The sequence below is a fragment of the Coleofasciculus chthonoplastes PCC 7420 genome (assembly GCF_000155555.1).
Lineage (GTDB): Bacteria > Cyanobacteriota > Cyanobacteriia > Cyanobacteriales > Coleofasciculaceae > Coleofasciculus > Coleofasciculus chthonoplastes_A.
The window spans coordinates 249,081-267,632 of sequence record NZ_DS989844.1 but is presented as its reverse complement, the minus strand read 5'-3'; the positions used below and the strand labels follow the sequence as shown (position 1 = coordinate 267,632).

Here is an 18,552-nt window from a genome sequence, read left to right as displayed (position 1 = left end):
CGACGACTTGAGACTCTATATCCTAGTTTAATGAATCGATGACCCATTATCAACAGAAATTTACGATCAAGACAACCGCAAAATCCTTTACCCGCATCACCTCAAACATCAAAGACATCGTTGAGGAGTCAGGAATCGACACTGGACTGTGTACCGTATTTTTGCGCCACACGTCAGCCAGTCTGGTGATTCAAGAAAATGCTGACCCCGATGTCCTGACTGATTTATCGAATTTCTTTGCCAAATTAGTGCCAGAAGATGACAGCTACATCCACGATACCGAAGGACCCGATGATATGCCCGCCCATATCCGGACGGCTTTAACTAAAACCTCAGAACAAATTCCCATTGGCAATGGCAGATTAATGTTAGGAACCTGGCAAGGAATTTATATTTGGGAGCATCGACAATATCGACACAATCGAGAAGTTGTGGTTCATATTTCTGGAGATTGATTGGGGCAGGGTTAAGTCGGTGGGGATTGTCCTTTGTCATTGGTCATTTGTCATTTGTAAGGGTTTGAGGGTTAAAGTGAGTTGGAAGATGGATCAACAGAAACGGTAATCAAGCCTGATGAGTTGGGAAGAGGTAAAACGGGCAACGGTTGCGATCGCGGCGGCTGAGGATGGTAGTATCCGAGGGACGGGGTTTTTTGTCTCGTCTGACGGGTATTTGCTCACCTGCGCCCATGTTGTGGAAGCGGCTGGCGGCTGGGAACAGGTACGAGTGCAAGGGAAATCGGTTTCCTTGGTGTATCTGGGAGACAGTCGCCAGGATGATTTTGCGGTATTGCAGATAGCTGGGTATCAGGGGAATGGTGTTCCGTTATCCCTCTCCGTCACACCAATGCACCGCTTCTTAAGTATCGGTTATGGGCGTCCAGATTTTCCAGAAGGCGCGTCTATTGATGGGGCGATTACCGATATCAATCCCCAAGCTAATTTTGGTAACTTACCCATGCTGCGGCTGCGGGTAATGGCAGATGCTCAACGGGTTCAGGGGGGCTATAGCGGTTCCCCTGTCTTTGATGCCGAAACTCAGGCGGTGATTGGCTTAATTGCGGCGTTTGACCATAGTCAAGGGGCGCTAGCATTGCCATTAACCACCATCAGTAAAAAATGGTCAACCCTCCAGGAATTCTTAACCCCAACACCTCCTCATCCTATCGCCTCCCCTTCGCCTCAAACTGCCAAAATCTTTATCAGCTACCGCAGCCGTGATCCCGATGTCAGTTTGGCACAGCAATTCTATGAAGCCTTGAAAGCGGCTGGACATGAACCGTTTATGGCGGGAGCAAGTATTCGCTTAGGGGAAAATTGGGCGGAACGGATTGATCAGGAATTAGAACACTGTGATTATTTCCTCCTCTTATTATCCTCCCAATCAGCAACCAGTGAAATGGTCACAGAGGAGGTGCGACGGGCGAGGGAATTGCGGGATAGACGGGAAGAAAAGAAACCCATAATTCTGCCGATTCGGGTCAACTTTCCCATGGATTCCCCGTTAAATTATGACCTGCGCGGGTATTTACAGCGGATTCAGCAACGGGAATGGCATTCTCCTGACGATACGCCAGTGATTGTGCAGGAACTATTGGCGCTGATATCCCAGGAAGATGGGGGAGAACCTTGGGTGGTTCCCCTGGCGGAGACTCCAGAACCTGCTGCACCTGTCGTAGCCAGTCCCGATTTTCCGCCCTTACCTGTGGCGGAACCGGAATTACAACGAGAACCGGGAGGGGCGGTTTCACTCAAATCTGGGTTATATGTGGAGCGTTTGCCGATAGAAACCGATTGTTATCAAGAAATTTTACAACCGGGTAGCTTGATTCGGATTAAAGCGCCTCGACAGATGGGAAAAACCTCGTTAATGGCGCGAATTCTGCATCATGCTAAAGAACAAGGGTATCATGCCATTCCCCTAAGTTTCCAACGGGCAGATAGTCAGCTTTTAGGCAATTTAGATCAATTTTTACGCTGGTTTTGTGAACAGGTGGGGCGGCGACTCAAGCGGTTAAATCAGTTGGATGACTATTGGAGTGGTTATGGAAGTAAGGATAAATGTACGGCATATTTTGAGGAATGTTTATTAGAAGAAATTGACCAGCCGCTGGTTTTGGGGTTGGATGAAGTGGATCGGGTATTTCCCCATCGAGCTATTGCGGATGACTTTTTTGCCTTATTGCGCTCTTGGTATGAGGGGGCGCGGTATGGTGATTTTAGTAGTGAATTGTGGGAAAAGTTGCGGTTAGTGGTAGTCCATTCAACGGAGGTGTATGTGCCGTTGGATATTAATCAATCGCCGTTTAATGTGGGCAAAAATGTGGAGTTGCCGGAATTCAATCCGGAGCAAATGTTAGATTTAGCGGGGCGGTATGGACTGAATTGGACAACAACTCAGGTTGAGGAATTAACGCAGTTAATCGGGGGACATCCCTATTTAGTACAAAAAGCATTATATCATTTGCGGCGTCAGGATGTGACATTAGCGGAGTTAGCAGAAACAGCGGCGACAGAAGCGGGGATTTATAGCGATCATTTGCGGCGTCATTGGTGGAATTTGAAAGAGTATCCCAAATTAAAGGAAGCGTTTCGTCAGGTAGTGGTTAAAAATAAGTCAGTGGAACTAGATGCTGAATTAGCGTTTAAATTAGACAGTATGGGGTTAGTGCAGTTGGAGGGGAATGAAGCAATTCCGCGCTGTGATTTGTATCGGAATTATTTCCGCGATAATTTGGGGGATTAAATCCTTCGTACTTCACCCTCATCCCCTAACCCCTTCTCCTATGAAACAAAATGCGAAGCATCCTCTGTCCTCCCCCCTGCCAAAAAAGCGAAGCATCCTCTGTCCTCCCCCCTCTTGTAGGGGGGAACGAGGGGGGTAGGGGGGAACGAGGGGGGTGGGAGAAGGGGAACTCAAGCGTTTCATCATCAACGTAGGGTGCGTTAGGCGCTGATTTGGTGTAAATTGTGAGGACTAAATGAGTTAGCGCCGTAACGCACCAATTTTGGGAGATAATAAAAGGCGGTGCGTTACGCTACGAAGAGAGTACCCTACGAAACTATGTAAGTTTTTAGAGTAAAATATTAAAAGCACTTTTGACTTAGTTACTGTCACCTATGCAAGTCACTCTTAACCTTGATGAAGCCCTGCTCAACGAAGCCTTGAAATTAACAAAGCTCACTACCCAAGAAGAGTTACTGAACCTTGCTTTGCAAGAGCTAGTACGATCTCGCCGCAAGAAAAATTTGCTTGATCTGGCAGGGCAAATTCAGTTCGTTCCTAATTTTGATCACAAGGCTATGCGCGAAACTCGCTATGCTGCTGATTGATACATCCGTTTGGATCAGCGTCTTCCGCGATCGCAGTGGTCAAGTACGCCAGCAACTTGAAACGTTAATCGCAGATCGTGAAATTTTACTTACCCGCTTTACTCAGCTTGAGCTGCTTCAAGGGAGCCTAAATGAACAAGAGTGGACAATTCTCTCTACTTATCTTGAAGCACAAGATTACGTTGAACTCACTTCTTCTTCTTGGCAAGCAGCTGCACGTATTTACTATGACCTGCGTCGTCAAGGATTGACTGTTCGCAGTCCAATCGATTGCTGTATTGCTCAAGCAGCGCTGGAAAATGATTTGCTTCTAATTCACAATGATCGGGACTTTGAGATAATTGCCCAAGTTCGAGATCTCCAGAACCTTCGCTTTCAACCTTAAATTCTCTGGCTCTTGCGGGGTGATGGTAGTAACTTCAGATAGTCGATGTAGGGTGCGTTAGGCGCTGATTTAGTATCAATCGTGAGGATTAAATAATTTAGCGCCGTAACGCACCAATTTGGGGGGAATAGCACAGTCTTTCAGTTAGGTTTGTAGTTGCGCTTTAGCGCCCTAATCTGGCATCATTGACTACAAGCGTAAATCAGAAATATAATCAACGCGATCGCCTTCATTTTACGAAACCATAAACATGGGGTAGCGGGCGTAGTAAAAGGGCGCACGTCAGAAGGGCGCACGTCGGTGCGCCCCTACAGAAATGGAATGTAGGAATGTAGGAATGTAGGGTGCGTTAGGCGCTGATTTAGTATCAATTGTGAGGATTAAATGAGTTAGCGCCGTAACGCACCAATTCTGGGAAAGCATCAAGGTAAATTGTTAGGATAAAATAATTTAACGCCAGAATGCACCAATTCTGGGAGACAATAAAGGCGGTGCGTTACGCTACGCTAACGCACCCTACAGGATTACCAGATACACACCATTTCGGGGGATTTGAGGATGAGTACCGCATCCTATCCAGACTACAGCTATCAAGTCGGCGGGAGTCTTAAACAGGATGATCCCACCTATGTAGTGCGTCAAGCGGATCAGGATTTCTATGAAGCCTTAAAAGCAGGCGAATTCTGCTATGTTCTCAATTCCCGCCAAATGGGTAAATCTAGCTTGCGGGTGCAAACCATGCGGCGGTTGCAAAACGAAGGCGTTGCTTGTGGTGTGATTGATATTACCGCCATTGGGAGTCACAATATTGCCCCATCGGAGTGGTATCTGGGGTTAATTCGCCGACTGGCGCGGAGTTTGGGAATTAAGGTTAAGGTGATCAAATGGTGGAATGAACGGGAGGGATTGTCCCCGACACAGCGTTTGGGTGAGTTCATCGAGACGGTATTGCTAGCTGAGATTTCCCAACCGATTGTTATTTTTATTGATGAAATCGATAGTATTCTCAAGTTAGACCTAAAAGACGATTTTTTTGCCCTAATTCGCGCTTGTTTTAACGAACGGGCAGACAATTTAGAGTATCAACGCCTGACATTTGCCTTGTTGGGAGTGGCGACACCTTCAGATTTAATTCAGGATAAAACTCGCACGCCGTTTAATATTGGTAGGGCGATTGAATTGCGCGGGTTTGGTTTATCGGAAGTGTCACCCTTAGCGCCGGGATTAGCGGGTAAGGCGGAGAATCCGCAAACGGTTCTCAGGGAGATTATAAACTGGACAGGGGGACAACCCTTTCTGACGCAAAAGTTATGTCAGTTGGTGCTGACTTCTCCCTTTGCCATTGCGTCTGGTCGTGAGGCAGAATTATTAATCGAAAAGTTAGTGCGATCGCGTATACTGGAAAACTGGGAAGCCCAGGATGAGCCAGAACATCTCCGGACAATCCGCGATCGCGTTTTAAGCAATGAACAACGGGCAGGGTATTTACTAGAACTCTATCGGCAGATTTGGCAGGATGGGGAAGTCGCCGCCACGAATAGTGATGATGAAGCCCGATTAAAGCTGGCGGGGTTGGTGGTAAAGCAGGGAGGAAGTTTAAGGGCTTACAATCCGATTTATCGGGAAGTCTTTGACCAAAATTGGATTGACCAAGAATTAAGGAATCTACGCCCCTACGCGGAGACTTTTAGAAAGTGGGTAGCCTCTGGGTATCAGGATGATTTTCTGTTGCAGGGTAAGGCGTTGCACGAGGCGCAAGCTTGGGCAAAGGGAAAAACTTTAAGTTATCTGGATCAGCAATTTCTTGCTGCTGGTGAAAAAAAGGCAATTGAGGCGCAAATTGCGGTAGCGGAAAAGGAAGCGGAATTAGAACGGGAACGGAAAGATAGAGAAGCCGCAGAACAAAGAAACCTGGCTCTAGCTGAGGCGAATCGCAAAGCCAAAAGACGGATTAGTATTGGTGGAGTAGTGCTAATTGTTGCGGTGTTGGGGGCAGTAATTTCCGGGGTACTTGCCGGAAATAAGGTTATTGAAGCTAACTCCAAAGTTGATAAGGCAAACTCTCAGGTAGCCGAAGCGAACCAAAGAGCGACAGCAGCCGAGAAACGAGAAGAACAAGCGATAGAAAATGAGAAACTCATGCAGACAAGTGCTGAAGATGCAGCCCAGAAAGTCAAAGCGTCACAAAAAGCTTTAGCGGTAGCGAACGATAAACTGGAAAATTCCCGTCAACAGTCTCAACAATTAGCGCGACAAGCGCAACAAGCCGCTCAAGAAACTCGACAGGCTCAAGCCAAGCTAGGAGAAGCTCAGGAAAGAGTGAAAAAAGCCGAGCAAAATGTTCAACAGTTAAATCAAGCCGGAAAGCAGAAAGCAGAGGAACTCAAGCAGGCACAGGCAGAACTGAGGATAGCACAAGAGGAGCAAAAGCAAGCAAACGAGAATTTAGCCATTGTCCAGAAAAACTATGAACAAACTCAAGCCTCCTTAGACAAGGTTAAAACCGAAATTGAGACAGTATCCCTACTCTCCAAACTAGCAGCAGAATTGCAAAATAATGGACTCTCTAACGATGCTCAAGAAGCCTGGAGTCAGGCGAGTCAGGCAAGCAATGAAGTCCTGGAAAAGGAGGAAAATCGGGAGCTGAAGCAAGCCATGCTGCAAGCCTCTATTTCTTTAGCCTCTTTGCAACTGAGTCAAAGGTATCAGGAACTGGATCAGCAAGAAAAAGCGCAAGACTATTGGAGTAAAGCTGAGCAAGCGATTCAACAAAGTCAGACGTTATTACCGTCAAAGATTACTGGAGAGACGCCTGAACAATGGTCAATTCGTGTCCATGTCCAGCGAGTGCAGGGTAGTTGGTATCGGGAAAAGGGAGAAACGCCAAAGGCAATAGAGGCGTATCGGCAAGCCTTTACTCGGCTGGAGGCGGCTTGGAAAAAACTGCCAAATATTGATATAGACACGGAGATTCCTATTCCGCAGTATCTGCCTCAGCAACAACCGATTCTCTCGGCGAATGCTATTGAGAACTTACATCGTGAGTTTATGGTATTGCTGAAAGAAGCAGGTGAAGATGATTCCCAGATAAAAGAATCGCTCAAACGTTACCTCTTAGCAGAACTAAACTTTTTGATGGAATCAGGCAACTGGAAAGATGCTGATATAAACACCTATGATTTAATTGCTTTTGCTGGTAGTACCGAAACAGGTTTTGAGATAGAGAATATTTCCTGTCGAGACTTGAGTAGTATCGATAGGCTTTGGGTAGAACGCTCAGATGGGACGTTTGGTTTCAGTGTGCAAAAGACTATTTTGGATGAATTTGCCTCCCAGCCCGATCGTTATGATGAGGTAAACTGGGAGGGATTTTATGAGAAGATAGGATGGAGAGAAGAAGGAGAGTGGTTGAGCCATGTGGTTTTCAATCCAAAGAAAGCCAAGAAAGGACACATTCCGCGATCAGTGTGGGATCTCTACCTGGGTAAGCTCGGGGAGTATTTGTTGTATCGGGATTACCGGGGTCAGCTAGTGTGGTCGGCATCAAGGACGGGGCGGTATTCTATGGGTGATCTCTTCTCTATCACGGCAACTTGTAGACTGTAACACATAAGCGTTCCAGACTTCTCTAAAAATTCCTTAACAAATTACATTTCTACGAATTCATAGGCTTTGAAGTTAGGTAGGGTGGGCAAAATTTATCAACCTCAAATGCTTAGGTTATTGTTCGCTACTTTTGCCCATCTTACGGTATTTGGCGTGATGGGGTAACAGTATCCAGGTTGAATGGTTCGAGGTTGGCGGCACATCAATATTCAATACTCCAAACGGATAATCCAAACAATCGCAAGCATTAGGTTTCCCAGGTAACGTAGAGAGCGATCGCATTAGGAACAGAAAGTGCGATTCGCTTGCTAGGATAGATTAGGCTTTATGCTCTTTCTGTATCTTCCTTCAGCTATGCAACTCGAAGATTATTTTAATTTCCTCGCCCCTAACGACATTCGTCTCAAAGGAACTAGAGTAGGCATTGAAACCATCCTTTATGATTTCATCCATCGCGCCCGTACTCCCGAAGAAATTGCCCAAACTTATCCATCCCTCACCTTAGAGCAAGTCTATGCAACAATTCTCTATTACCTCCATAATAAAGAAGCTTTCAGTAAATATCTAGCCGACTGGTTAGAGTGGAATCACCAGCAAGTTAAAGCCCAACAACTTAACCCATCGCCTACGGCTATTCGGATGCGGAAACTTAGAGCAGAACAAAGAAAGAAAATTAATCATGCTCAAGTATCTTCTAGATGAAATTCACAGTGAGTTCCGATAAAGACAAAATCCCCGAATGTAGGGGCGCAAGGCTGGCCATTGGTATCAACTTAAGGTCAAAAGCACGACTGGCAAGCATTTCACCCTCATCCCCTAACCCCTTCTCCCATCAAGGGAGAAGGGGAACCAGACTTTCTTGCTCCCCTCTCCCCTGGTGGGAGAGGGGCTGGGGGTGAGGGGGTTTTGGCTTAAGTTGACACGGATGAAGGCTTGCATCTTTACCTATATATCGCATCATACTGAAAATCACTATAGAACACCAGTCCAGTCATCGAAATTGATGCTATATAGCACTACGAGGTACGGAAAGGACATCAGTTAGTCCAAGAGGGAACTTATCCTACATTGAAACCCATCGTCGTGAAGTAGACGCTGAGTATCAAAGTGTTTTACAAACAGCCCAGGAAATCAAAATACTGTCCTGACGGTAACGGGTTAGTTAAACGCCCGCCTAAGAAGTACAAAACTACATTCGTATCCAGTAAAATTAAATTCTGCGTCAATGCCACTCATCCCTCATTTGCTGCTGATACTCCAAAGGATCTTGAGTTAATTGAATCACACCAGCATACTGGTTTAAATTAAAGTCTTGTTTTTGTTGTAATTGATAAGCCTCTAATAATTGCTCAATTTTCTGCCAGTCCTGATAATCAATCAACACTGCAACAGGACGCATCGCTTCATCAGTGACAATTTTTTTCTTAAAACTGAGCATAATAGTCCGCTTTATACTAACATCTAACGTTTCTATGGTAGCTCCAAAGCCAAAACCTTGTAGAGACGTTGCATGCAACGTCTCTACAATCGGGACACAACTTCCCGTCAATCTTCCTGATCACTCTCTAGGAACTCACCCAAATACAACCGGATCAATTCTGCTGCTGCACTCGGATTAATGCTTTTGAGTGCCTGTGCAATGTCCGCAACCGTTTCGGCTGTGGGATCTGTAAGTTCGTGATACCAACGGTAAACAACAGAACGTCTTACTCCCAGCGCTACCGCCAGTTTGTTCTGACTGATGTCGTAATTCTTTAGTACCTGCTTAAGGGCTTTGCCGACTCTTCCCATACTCTTAATCGTGTCAGAGCCTCACGAGCAAGTAAATGACTACATTTATATAGCCATCGTGTATGATGAAAATGACTACATTTATATAGTCATCCAGTGGCAACTCAAAATCAGGTGAACTCAAATGCAAGCGTACTTTGTGCCGAATGAGAATCAATCGCCCTCTGCTGAGGTTTCTATTCAGGCTTCTACTGATCCGGTTTCTCAGAAAGAATTTATTAAGGTGATGGTTATCGGTTCCCGTAAAGGGATCAACAGCATTATCAAAACGCTGCATCGCTTACGGTTTGCGGAGGTCAGGGAATGGAGTCCACCAATTCCCTATGGTGCTTCGGGAGAAATGATGAGTCTATTGAGGCGACAAATCATGGTGGATTGAATCCTGGGTGTAATTCCCTGGCGCGATATAGCAGAAGGCAGAAGGTTTATTATTGATTAAATTGAGAGGTTATCGCTAACTATCATAGGGTACGGCAATGCCGTACCCCTACTGAATCAATTATCCCTGAGATGGGGTAGGGGCACGATACCATCGTGTCCTGATATAGGTTCAGGTTACAATCAGACGATAATCACCTCAGCTATCGTCTGTTATGCCAATCACAGACAGCGTTTGACAAACTTAGGGATCAGGAAGGCGATCGCACTAAGCGACTCCGTAGCCTGTGTAAGGACGTTTATAACTAGGATGTAAACCGAGAATAATATCCTCTTTGGGTATACCCATTTCTACTAAATCTTGTGCCAAATCAGCTTCTGTCATATTTCGCTGAATCCAAATTTTGTCATCTTTAATATCTATATGAATGAAACAGTTGTAAACTCTTTTTAGTCCATCCCAACCGATATCTAGAAGCTGATAGTGGTCATGTTCTGTGTCAAAAATGAGTTGACACTCTATTTCTGAATCTGAGCGGTTTGCATCTTCAGGGGTATGATCATTTAATAGCTGGCGGACTAATGAGCGATATTTTTCTAATTTTTCCATTCGCTAATTACCTCTTCAACAGGATCGTAAATAATTAACTTGACTTGATAAAGCTTAACTGCTTCTTCAATAAAAGTTTCTTGAAAAAATGTTCCAAATGTATCAATAGGAACAGCCAGATAAAGTATTCTCTCTGATTCGGTCATTTGTAATGCCAAGCGATAGTTTAAGAATTGACCTAATGCGGCATGAAAATCTGTAATCACCGAAGTATTGAGAAAACTTTTTATTTCAACGGCTATTTTACATTCTGCTTTTTGAGCGGCAATGATTTTCTCTGCTGCTAAATCAACTTCCAACTTAACTCCCTCAATTTTGAGTTTTAGGGGATCTGCTGTGATCACCCAATCCTCTTTGAGGAGTGCTTGTTTTACAGAATTATGGAATAGGTCTTTAGCCGCCATGATTGGTTCCACAAATTCTCAAACTCTTTCTGGCGCAGTTCTCAAAACAACATCTAACGTTTCTATCCTAGCTCCAAAGGGAATCGCTGATGGTAGGAGTGCAGGAGTGCAGGAGTCACTTCCCTTCAACTATCCTCCTCAGTCTCAAGGAACTCACCCACATACAACCGGATAAATTCTGCTGCTGCACTCGGATTAATGCTTTTGAGTGCCTGTGCAATCTGCACCACGGTTTCAGCCGTGGGATCTCTTTTCTCGTGATACCACTTGAAAATCATCGAACGATCAACTCCCAAAGTTACGGCTAGTTTGTTTTGACTGATGCCGTATGTGTCTAATGTTTGCCTGAGAGCTTGTCCCGCTTTTCCCATGCCTCTAATCGTGTCAGAGGACGGTAAGCAAGTAAATGTTGTCTTATGCGACCACAGTTTGCTAGACTTTGTGTGGTCTTAGTAGACCACATTGAATCAATCAGGTGAACTCAAATGCAAGCGTACTTTGTGCCGAATGAGAATCAATTGCCCTCTGCTGAGGTTTCTATTCAGGCTTCTACTGATCCGGTTTCTCAGAAAGAATTGATCAAGGTGATGGTGATTGGTTCCCGTAAAGGGATCAACAGCATTATCAAAACGCTGCATCGCTTACGGTTTGCGGAGGTGAGGGAATGGAGTCCACCGATTCCTTATGGTGCTTCGGGAGAAATGATGAGTCTGTTGAGGCGACAGATTATGGTGGATTGAATCTTGGGTGCGATTCCCTGGCGCGATCGCTTGGCTTCATCGGCTTTGGGGAAGGTAGGCGGAAGAGGTGATCGCTTGGCGATTTCAGTTTTTGTTGAGAGATTATCACTAACTATCATAGGGTACGGCAATGCCGTACCCCTACCCAATCAATTATTCCTGAGATGGGGTAGAGGCACGATACCATCATGCCCTGATATAGATTCAGGTTAAAATCAGACGATAATCACCTCGACTGTACTCAACAAGACTTCACATTATGTTACGTTTAATTTGATTTAGCAAGCAGAAAAAATGCTAAACTAAAAGCGCAAAATTTAGAACAATTGATACCAGGTAGGCAATGAGTAGCCGACGGCAGGTTCGCAAAAGAGCATCCTTGGAGCCTAAAACCACTCCAATCAATCCGTTGCGAACCCGGGGGTTCGGTAAAGGCATCCAGGCAAGAAATGCCCAGCTACCTCATGGCAATCCGTTACAGACACGTCCCTTTGGCGCTCAGAAGCCAGGGTTATCCCAACAGCAGGAAACCCATTCTCTTCAAGAACAACAAGAACAAAAGGAAGGGACAGAGCAATTTGGTTATAATGCAGCAAATATCCCAGCTTATGCACCGGAAAGATCCCAGTTACCGATTCAGACGAAAGCCGGACAGTTTGGCGGGTGGAATCCACCACCGATTCAGAGAGTCAATCCGGTAACGAATCGGTTGAATTTGTGGCGGGATCAGCAACTCGGTCAAGCTGAGACTGGAGAATCTGAAGAGGTTTCTGAGCGAGAAGAGCAGGAGGCATCGCCAGAAGCGGCGGTGGTACAACGATTACAGGAATCAGATCCACAACCGATTTTAGATCGGGGGATTCAACCCCAGGAAATTGCTGAACCTGGAGACAAAGAGACGCCAACTCCACCACCAAAGACAGAGACAATTCAACCAAAATCGGTCAGTGTTTCTAAAACCTTTTCTCCTCAAACGAAGGCGCAGCTAAGGCGAAAGCTATTTCCAGAATCCCAGGATGAAACCGAGAAAAGTCCTGAGTTTTCCCCTAATGTTGACCGTGATCAGCAATCCTCATCAGCCGATAAAAATCCTTTAGCCAAGGCGAAGCAATTCGCGAACTTACCCGCCAAAGTAGCCAGGGATAAAAAACCGCTCACATCGCTGAAAACGAATAGATCTGCGTCCTTACCCCAGACATTGAAACCCAGTGAAGCGGATCAATTAATAGAACCGGGTGATACTGCCGCAGCCAAGGGAGTTACATCGAGTCCCAACAGAACCCCGCTACCAGATGCTGGGGGAGTTCCTCATCCTCAACCCTCTGAAGCGAAGAAAGCTGGTGCAGATAAAGCTGTTTCTGAGCAACCCTCAGACAAGCCACAAGCCGAAGCGGTGAGCAAATCTACGGATACGGGAACCCTACCCTTAACGGCAGGTAATTCTGAGAGCGATCAGACGACACCAACCGAAGTCGCACCCGAAAGCCCAACCTCGACACCCTCAACACAGGCTGATACCCCAACTCCACAGCCTGGGGCAAATCCGGAAAAATCGGGACAAGAGGCGGCTCCGAAATCAGCCGTCCAACCTGATGCAGGTTCAGTTCAATCTCCTGAAACGAAGACAAAGAGTGTTACCGCTCCCGCAACCGCCATCAGTAGTCCTGCTAAAGCCGGAGGAGGTGGCGCAGGCGCCGCAGGGGGAGCCAGTGCTGGCGGGGGTGACGTTGCAGCCGCAACGGTTGATGAAGAGGCTGAAGCCAATGCCATGGATGAGCGATTGGCTGAAGTGGCTCCAGAAACAGAGACTGAAAGCAACCAGCTCTCATCCGCCGAAAAAGACGTGGCTCTCGCCGCCCTAGCAGAAGAACCCGCGACAGGCAGTCTCCCGGCTGGAGGCGGTGGAGGTGGTGGTGCGATCGCGGAATCTGCACCTCACCCAGCACCCCCGGATGTTTCCCAAGCTGATCCGGCGGCTGCCCTCGGTGCGGTGAGTGGCTTGCCTCCTGCTCAATTGGTATCTGCCTTAGGGGGTGTCACCGCAGCTGTTTCTAATGATGTTGGCAAACAAAAATCTGAACTCGCCGCCAATCCGCCTAGCGCCGATACGTTACCAGGAACCGGGAAATCGGCAGTAGTGAAAGCAGATTCAGGCGGCGACAAACCTAAACCCGTCGCCAAAAAAGCCGAAGGTCAAGAAAAACCCGTCCCCGAACCTAAACCCTTACCCCCAGAAAAAGCCCCGCCCCAGGTATCTGCACCAGCACCAGCCGTTCAGGGGAATGAAGAAGGTAAATTGTCAGATGCTGATATCAGCAACATGAAGGCATCAGTGACGCGATTGCCAGTCAGTGATCCAGGGGCGAATCAAGTGTCTGCTGGACCTCCGCCGAAACTGGCGCTGGAGGGCAATGCTGATCCGCAAAAAGCCCAGGAACAAAGGGTTGAATTGGAAACCAGCTTAACAGAAGCCCAAGCCAAAGGGCAGCAAGAACTGGCTAAACCCACGGGCGTAGAGAACATTCAACCAACGATACCGCAAAAGACCCTGAAGGCACAGATTACTGGAGGCGCGGGTGGGGGAGCCGCAGGTGCTGCTGCTGGGGCTGGCGCTGCCCTGGCGACGGGAGTCGGGGGAGATGGGATGGGAGATGCCGCGTCTATCTTTGCCCAACAAGAGAAAGGGGGCGAAATTCAAGCGGCTGCTGCTAAAGCTCAAAGTGATTTAGCCGCCAAAAAACAAGACCATGCTACTAAGGTGGCAGAAGAACAAGCCACTGCCAAGCAAGAGGTTGAACAACTCAAACAAGACAATATCGCTCAACAAGCCCAAGAGCGGACGAAGGCAAAGGGCGAAGTTGATGAGTTACAAGGTCAATGGAGCAAAGAACAGGATGATTTAGTCAGCCAGTCGCGCAAAGAGGGCGACACACTGGTGAGTGAAGGGCTGCAAGAAGTTGAGACGAAACAGGCAGAAGGGGATGCCGAAGCTGTCAAGGAAATCGAAAAGGGCGAAACAGAGGCAGAAGCCGAGCGTCAGAAGGGTGAAGCCAAGGCGGCTGAGGAGAAGCAGAAAGGGAAAAAAGAGTCAAGTGGGTTATTTGGCTGGTTAGCGAGTAAGGCAAAAGCCTTCTTTGACGGGATTAAGAAGGCGATTCAGAAAGCCTTTGAAGCGGCTCGTGCAGCGATGCGAAAAGCGATTGAAGCGGCTAAAAAGCTGGCAGCCGCCGCAATTGAAAAGGCACGGCAAGCAATTGTGGCAGTCATTCGTCGGGTGGGAGATGCGTTAATTGCTTTAGGCGATACCCTTCTAGCCAAATGGCCCGGATTGCGAGACAAATGGCGTAGCGCGATCGCCAAAAAAGTTCAGCAGGCAGAAGATACGGTTAATCAGCTAGCCGAAAACCTGAATCAGGGAATCCAGAAAGCCTTGGATGTTTTAGGTGGTGCCCTAGATGCCGCCCTAGGTTTACTTGAGAAAGGAATGTTAGCTGTCGTCAGCGTCTACCAAGGCGTTGTCAGGGGGGCGATTAAGTTTGGTGAAGGGATTGCCAAAGCTTTGGGCGCTTTTGCAGTTTTGGCAAAGGATATTGCCGCCAACCCCGGACAATGGATTGGTAACTTAGGGGCAGCAGTATCTGATGGTATCCGCAATCACCTCTGGAGTGCTTTCAAAGAACAGGTACAAACCTGGTTCAATCAAAAGTTAGAGGCAGTTCTCGGTTTAGGTGCAGCCGTTTGGAAGATCTTGACCCAAGGCGGTATCGCCATGGCAGAGGTTGGCAAGATGGCTTGGACGGCGGTTAAGCAAGCATTACCCACGATTATTATTGGTGTTTTGCTGGAGCGTCTTGTCTCAATGATTGTGCCTGCGGCGGGGGCAGTATTGGCGATTATCCAGGGATTACAGGCGGCTTGGGGTACAGTTAGTCAGATTATTCAAGCCTTTGGACGCTTCATCGAGTTCTTGAAGGCGATTAAGACAGGGGCAGCCGGTCCTCAGTTTGGGGCATTGTTGGCTTCAGCCGCGATCGTGTTGCTGGACTTTATTACTAATTTCATCATCGCCAAGATTGCCAAGGCTGCGCGGAAGGTGGCAGGTAAGCTGAAGGGCTTGGCGAAGAGTTTGATGAAGCGGTTTAAGGGCAAGAAAGGTAAGAAAGGTAAGAAAGGGAAGAAAGGGAAGAAAGGCAAAAAGAATAAAGATAGGAGCGATGAGGAAAAAGATGACAATAAGAAAAAGAAAAAGAAAGAGAAGCTAGATAAAGCTGTACAGGTACTAAGACCAAAAATTCAGTCTCTACTAGATCGTGGAGTTTCAAGGATTCGCTTACAGGCACAACTGACTGCTTGGCGGATAAAATATAGGTTAAGTCAACTATCTATAGAACGCCAGGGAAGTAATCGCGCTCGCATATTTGCACGAGTTAATCCTGGAGAGGAAGTTACACAGTTTTACTATCCTAAAGGTGAAGAACTTCGTGCATTAATTCACGATGCGATGAAAAAATTAAATAGTAGACAAGATGTATTAAAAATGGCAGAAGCTCAGACAGTTATGCCAGGGACTAAAGATGAGCCGTCTTATATAGTTCCGGGCATTGGAGTTGCTTCTCTAGCACAATCTCTTCGTGCTAGACCTGCTATACCTAAAAGAGGAAAGACACGTTATCATCAAACTAGCTCCATAGAAACAGAAAGATCTGTGATTGAACAGCAGTCATTTGGGAAAGCGCCTCTTGTGAGAAGTAGTGATGCCCCCCGAGGTAAAGCAGAAAGATATCCTGAGATAGCGCGAAACTTAAATAATGTTGCAGATGACACAGGAATAACTTCTCAGGAAATCGCTGCTGTCTTTAGACAGTACGTAAGTAAAGGTGATGAAGGTTTGCCAGATGAGTTACGCCCTCATGTCAACAAATTTAATGAGCTTCAATTTTTGATGTTTGGCACTGAGGGATTCCGAAATCAAGATGCACCGGCATACTCAATGATGACAGTAGACCTCATTGCCAAAGGGGAAATGACTTGGGGAGAAGCATTTGCTGGACACGAAAGAACAAGCCCACATGGTGGTGGTGCATTCCCAATGACACTTAGTGGTGGTGCAGAAAAAGCTTCTGAACAACTAGAGGAAGAATGGAAAATAAGAGACCAGGGACAACAGTCATCATATGAAACCAGAAATCCTCAAGCTACGGAGATGGCAAATCGAGAAGTAGCACTCGCTGAAAGATGGCTCAAGACTGAACTCGATGTTGAGTCACCTGTCTTCAAGAGCCGAGAGGACGGTGTAGAATATGTTCTGCGTAAACTAGAAAAATTCTTTGCTCTTAAAAAGTTAAGTTCTTGAAAAGAATATGTGTGAAAATTTAGTACGAATTATTCTCCATAAGTCAGTGTCAAGGAATAAAGTGTCAGCAGCATTATATGATCTTAACTGGCAAATAATACGAGTAATTCAGGGCGACAACAAAATCACGCCAAACGAAGTGATTTATCAAGTTCCTGAACAAAAACTACGAGTTCATTACATTGAAGATTTTAAGCTAGGTTTGAACTATTTAGTTATTGTGGGTCATGACTTGGAAGCAACTATTGAAGAAATTCATTCATCCCTTCACACATATAGAAAAAATCAAATATTCTCTTTTATGGAAAGTGCTAAAAGCAGAGAAGATAAAATTTTATCGATTTATTATTTAGCTCTCGTTGCACCTAACAGGTATAACTTAGAAATATTTAGAATTTTTCAAGATAGACTGTTTGACTCAGATGCTGAGATTAGAGGTGCGACAGTTCTGGCAATTGCTTATGTGGGTTGGAAACAGTTTATAGAACTGCTAAATAGGTTAACCGATATAGAAAGCGATCAGAGTGTTAAAGAGGATTGCGAAATACTTTGTGAGAATCTTAAGAATATTGACAAGATAAATTCTCACAATGTTTAATAGAAAATAATTGCTTGGCTATTAGAAATAAAAAAACAAAAGTCTAGCACAATCAGCGTATTTCCAGCTTATGCAAAATCCTCTTTCCGAAGAAGAACTCCAACAAACTCTTCGCAGCTATCTTGAAAACTGGGCGAAGGAAAACCTACCTGACTTTAACGAACTTAGCGAAGATACCTCTGCTGAAACCCTGGAGGAAATTACCAAATCCCTTGAGCAACTAGCCGATACTGAATTTGAAGCGATTACTCAAGACGCTACTGGCGAATTCATTGATGCTATCGAAGCCACCTTTCAAGACTGGGCAAAAACGGCTCGCGAGGAACTTGATCCAGACGGTGCAGGGAACCCACTCATTTACAAAGCCATGCTCAACTTCTTTGAAGCTGATGATTTAAGTGTTCTTGCTCAGGCAAAGTCAAGTTTTCCACAGGCTTTAACAAAACTCGTTAATTCACTCAAACAAAAATAGGCAAAGCAAATGGAAAAAGAAACACAATTGGATAATACAAATATAGAGAGTGTCATACCAGGAGATGGCATCCAAGACTCTGTTAGTGATACACTCGCTGAACATTTTTTGCAGCCATCTAGACCTTATTTATCAGTTGCTAGCAAAATAGCAGAGAACTACTGTGATCCAAAAGCAGCATGGCACACCTTGATAGAGGAAAAACTGATTCCAGAAGAGTTTTCCCAATCCCCAAAACGAAAATTTTGTGTACTTGATCTCAGCCGTCGCTATCCTTTAAATCAGGTAGAAAGTATAGAACGATACCTATATCCTCCAACAATCTCTGCTGTTATAACCTTTGGCTCAGATGCCAATCAGATGCTAGAAGCGGAGAAGTTGGCGATTGAACTTGGTAGAAGACTTGAACCTTGGGGAGGTAAGGCTGGAGACGATATTGAATGGTTTTGTCTAAGCCACAAGCGCCCTATATCTCTCCGTTTTGGCCCAGCTTTTGATTGTGCACTTTACTCTCTCCAATATGTTCTAGAAGAGATGGAAATTGAACCTAATAGTTTGTCCCCAGATCATCCTCAGTTACCTCAGTTTGTTAATGATGTAGTACGAGCCAACGTAGGTTGGGAGCGTGCAATTGAGGAAGAGCTAGAGGTACCAGGAGCCTATTGGCCTCCTTCTCAAGTTAAGTGGAAACTCTTTTCAGAGTTGCTTAATCCTTTTGAACCTGTTATTTCTTTATGGCAAACAGGATACGTGACCAAGTCGAGTTTTTTTCCCGATGATCCCATAATACGTTTCTATACATTTCAGGTTGATGCCCCTCTTCTGCCAAGACCTAAATCCGCTTTTCATCGCCATCAATAGATTTAACAACTGGATTGAGCAA

The 18,552-nt window shown here is 45.8% G+C and carries 17 protein-coding genes; 12 read left to right on the top strand and 5 right to left on the bottom strand.

All coding sequences use genetic code 11. The features are described from left to right. Positions 1–38: 38 nt before the first annotated feature. The 6 genes from MC7420_RS06840 to MC7420_RS06815 all read left to right on the top strand — a co-directional run bounded on the left by MC7420_RS06840 (position 39) and on the right by MC7420_RS06815 (position 8,025). Complete coding sequence (locus MC7420_RS06840; protein ID WP_006099225.1) at positions 39–455, top strand: secondary thiamine-phosphate synthase enzyme YjbQ; 417 nt, start codon at positions 39–41, stop codon at positions 453–455. 118 nt (positions 456–573) lie between these two features. Further along, positions 574–2,745: an AAA-like domain-containing protein gene (locus MC7420_RS06835; RefSeq protein ID WP_006099507.1), complete on the top strand. Its 2,172-nt coding sequence runs from the start codon at positions 574–576 to the stop codon at positions 2,743–2,745. 374 nt (positions 2,746–3,119) lie between these two features. Continuing rightward, positions 3,120–3,332: a type II toxin-antitoxin system VapB family antitoxin gene (locus MC7420_RS06830; RefSeq protein ID WP_044205530.1), complete on the top strand. Its 213-nt coding sequence runs from the start codon at positions 3,120–3,122 to the stop codon at positions 3,330–3,332. Beyond that, positions 3,319–3,717: a type II toxin-antitoxin system VapC family toxin gene (vapC, locus tag MC7420_RS06825; RefSeq protein WP_006099536.1), complete on the top strand. Its 399-nt coding sequence runs from the start codon at positions 3,319–3,321 to the stop codon at positions 3,715–3,717. Before MC7420_RS06830 ends, vapC begins: the two co-directional genes overlap by 14 nt. 558 nt (positions 3,718–4,275) lie before the next feature. Continuing rightward, complete coding sequence (locus MC7420_RS36115) at positions 4,276–7,323, top strand: AAA-like domain-containing protein (RefSeq protein ID WP_006099513.1); 3,048 nt, start codon at positions 4,276–4,278, stop codon at positions 7,321–7,323. A 354-nt stretch (positions 7,324–7,677) separates the two neighbouring features. Then, entirely contained in the window at positions 7,678–8,025 is a 348-nt protein-coding gene (locus tag MC7420_RS06815; RefSeq protein WP_006099380.1) for a DUF433 domain-containing protein, read from the top strand. A gap of 520 nt (positions 8,026–8,545) precedes the next feature. Here the strand turns inward: MC7420_RS06815 and MC7420_RS06810 are convergent. After that, positions 8,546–8,761 (bottom strand): hypothetical protein, encoded by a 216-nt coding sequence (locus tag MC7420_RS06810; RefSeq protein WP_006099412.1) that lies wholly within the window; start codon positions 8,759–8,761, stop codon positions 8,546–8,548. A 107-nt stretch (positions 8,762–8,868) separates the two neighbouring features. Beyond that, entirely contained in the window at positions 8,869–9,114 is a 246-nt protein-coding gene (locus tag MC7420_RS06805; protein ID WP_006099550.1) for a helix-turn-helix domain-containing protein, read from the bottom strand. 124 nt (positions 9,115–9,238) lie between these two features. Between MC7420_RS06805 and MC7420_RS06800 the strand changes: the two genes are divergently transcribed. Continuing rightward, on the top strand, positions 9,239–9,493 hold the full coding sequence (locus MC7420_RS06800) for a hypothetical protein (protein ID WP_006099501.1): 255 nt from the start codon (positions 9,239–9,241) through the stop codon (positions 9,491–9,493). 267 nt (positions 9,494–9,760) lie between these two features. Here MC7420_RS06800 and MC7420_RS06795 read toward each other — a convergent pair whose 3' ends face one another. The 3 genes from MC7420_RS06795 to MC7420_RS06785 form a co-directional block, all read right to left on the bottom strand. After that, the gene (locus MC7420_RS06795; protein ID WP_006099540.1) at positions 9,761–10,102 is read right to left on the bottom strand and encodes a XisI protein; all 342 of its coding nucleotides are present in this window, start codon (positions 10,100–10,102) and stop codon (positions 9,761–9,763) included. After that, positions 10,090–10,506 carry a XisH family protein gene (locus MC7420_RS06790; RefSeq protein WP_006099475.1) on the bottom strand — a complete coding sequence of 139 codons (417 nt, stop codon included), beginning with the start codon at positions 10,504–10,506 and terminating at the stop codon, positions 10,090–10,092. Before MC7420_RS06790 ends, MC7420_RS06795 begins: the two co-directional genes overlap by 13 nt. A gap of 125 nt (positions 10,507–10,631) precedes the next feature. Continuing rightward, on the bottom strand, positions 10,632–10,877 hold the full coding sequence (locus MC7420_RS06785) for a helix-turn-helix domain-containing protein (RefSeq protein ID WP_006099534.1): 246 nt from the start codon (positions 10,875–10,877) through the stop codon (positions 10,632–10,634). A 114-nt stretch (positions 10,878–10,991) separates the two neighbouring features. Here MC7420_RS06785 and MC7420_RS06780 point away from each other — a divergent pair, with 114 nt between their 5' ends. The 5 genes from MC7420_RS06780 (at position 10,992) to MC7420_RS06760 (ending at position 18,530) form a co-directional block, all read left to right on the top strand. After that, positions 10,992–11,246 carry a hypothetical protein gene (locus MC7420_RS06780; protein WP_006099270.1) on the top strand — a complete coding sequence of 85 codons (255 nt, stop codon included), beginning with the start codon at positions 10,992–10,994 and terminating at the stop codon, positions 11,244–11,246. Between the two features lie 343 nt (positions 11,247–11,589). Then, positions 11,590–16,599 carry a phage tail protein gene (locus MC7420_RS06775; protein WP_157453071.1) on the top strand — a complete coding sequence of 1,670 codons (5,010 nt, stop codon included), beginning with the start codon at positions 11,590–11,592 and terminating at the stop codon, positions 16,597–16,599. A 61-nt stretch (positions 16,600–16,660) separates the two neighbouring features. Next, positions 16,661–17,197, top strand: a complete 537-nt coding sequence (locus MC7420_RS06770) for a hypothetical protein (RefSeq protein WP_006099255.1) — start codon at positions 16,661–16,663, stop codon at positions 17,195–17,197. A 70-nt stretch (positions 17,198–17,267) separates the two neighbouring features. Continuing rightward, positions 17,268–17,669 carry a hypothetical protein gene (locus MC7420_RS06765; protein ID WP_006099476.1) on the top strand — a complete coding sequence of 134 codons (402 nt, stop codon included), beginning with the start codon at positions 17,268–17,270 and terminating at the stop codon, positions 17,667–17,669. A gap of 9 nt (positions 17,670–17,678) precedes the next feature. Next, on the top strand, positions 17,679–18,530 hold the full coding sequence (locus tag MC7420_RS06760) for a hypothetical protein (RefSeq protein WP_044205520.1): 852 nt from the start codon (positions 17,679–17,681) through the stop codon (positions 18,528–18,530). Positions 18,531–18,552: the final 22 nt, after the last annotated feature.

Bases quoted from the DNA above. Each gene is read 5' to 3' on its own strand.
- MC7420_RS06780 (WP_006099270.1), top strand. From the start codon at position 10,992: ATGCAAGCGTACTTTGTGCCGAATGAGAATCAATTGCCCTCTGCTGAG.
- vapC (WP_006099536.1), top strand. From the start codon at position 3,319: ATGCTGCTGATTGATACATCCGTTTGGATCAGCGTCTTCCGCGATCGC.
- MC7420_RS06765 (WP_006099476.1), top strand. From the start codon at position 17,268: ATGCAAAATCCTCTTTCCGAAGAAGAACTCCAACAAACTCTTCGCAGC.
- MC7420_RS06760 (WP_044205520.1), top strand. From the start codon at position 17,679: ATGGAAAAAGAAACACAATTGGATAATACAAATATAGAGAGTGTCATA.
- MC7420_RS06835 (WP_006099507.1), top strand. From the start codon at position 574: ATGAGTTGGGAAGAGGTAAAACGGGCAACGGTTGCGATCGCGGCGGCT.
- MC7420_RS06775 (WP_157453071.1), top strand. From the start codon at position 11,590: ATGAGTAGCCGACGGCAGGTTCGCAAAAGAGCATCCTTGGAGCCTAAA.
- MC7420_RS36115 (WP_006099513.1), top strand. From the start codon at position 4,276: ATGAGTACCGCATCCTATCCAGACTACAGCTATCAAGTCGGCGGGAGT.
- MC7420_RS06805 (WP_006099550.1), bottom strand. From the start codon at position 9,114: ATGGGAAGAGTCGGCAAAGCCCTTAAGCAGGTACTAAAGAATTACGAC.
- MC7420_RS06830 (WP_044205530.1), top strand. From the start codon at position 3,120: ATGCAAGTCACTCTTAACCTTGATGAAGCCCTGCTCAACGAAGCCTTG.
- MC7420_RS06790 (WP_006099475.1), bottom strand. From the start codon at position 10,506: ATGGCGGCTAAAGACCTATTCCATAATTCTGTAAAACAAGCACTCCTC.
- MC7420_RS06815 (WP_006099380.1), top strand. From the start codon at position 7,678: ATGCAACTCGAAGATTATTTTAATTTCCTCGCCCCTAACGACATTCGT.
- MC7420_RS06795 (WP_006099540.1), bottom strand. From the start codon at position 10,102: ATGGAAAAATTAGAAAAATATCGCTCATTAGTCCGCCAGCTATTAAAT.
- MC7420_RS06840 (WP_006099225.1), top strand. From the start codon at position 39: ATGACCCATTATCAACAGAAATTTACGATCAAGACAACCGCAAAATCC.
- MC7420_RS06785 (WP_006099534.1), bottom strand. From the start codon at position 10,877: ATGGGAAAAGCGGGACAAGCTCTCAGGCAAACATTAGACACATACGGC.
- MC7420_RS06810 (WP_006099412.1), bottom strand. From the start codon at position 8,761: ATGCTCAGTTTTAAGAAAAAAATTGTCACTGATGAAGCGATGCGTCCT.
- MC7420_RS06800 (WP_006099501.1), top strand. From the start codon at position 9,239: ATGCAAGCGTACTTTGTGCCGAATGAGAATCAATCGCCCTCTGCTGAG.